1 protein-coding gene is annotated in these 564 nt (G+C 47.5%); it reads right to left on the bottom strand.

Going from position 1 to position 564, the window contains the following annotated elements; genetic code table 11:
- Positions 1-549 (bottom strand): cation transporter (locus CVN76_RS03725; protein ID WP_198512468.1); only part of this gene is annotated, 549 nt, incomplete at its 3' end.
- Positions 550-564: the final 15 nt, after the last annotated feature.

The raw sequence follows: 564 nt of genomic DNA, 5'->3' as shown, positions 1-564 counted from the left end.
TTTATCCATCGAATATTTCTCCAATGCTTCACTGATGGCAAATAAGATGACGACAGTCGCCCCTTCGCCCCATTCACCGAGCACCGCCGCACCGATGATGGCAACTGTCATCAAGGTGTGCATATCGAAGCGAAGTTTGAAGAGATTCTTCAAGCCATTGAGAAATAATGAATACCCCCCAATTATGATGGCCGCCGCATACCCAATTACCGGAAAGATGCTTCCTTCCCCAAATTGGTTTTGCAATATCCAGCTGATCAGCAACAGGATGGCCGAGAATGCCACCTTAATATTTTCTTTTTGTTTCCAAAATGGCTCCTTAAGGGACACCTGTTCCTGCTCTCCCCGGATTCTCAGGTTATCGAAGGCTCCTGCCTTTTCTATCTCTTCAATCGTCGCACTTCCCTGTACGGAAATCTTTGAAGCGCCAAAATTGATTTTAGCGTCCCTTACTCCTTCCAGGCCACGAACATTATTCTCAAACTTAGCCGCACAATTCGTGCAGGATAGACCTTGGATGCGGTACGTTTTTGAAGCCGGTTCAGCCATCGGACCTCACCTCCC

The organism is Bacillus sp. mrc49 (assembly GCF_002803435.1).
This window is presented reverse-complemented; position numbering and strand designations above follow the sequence as displayed.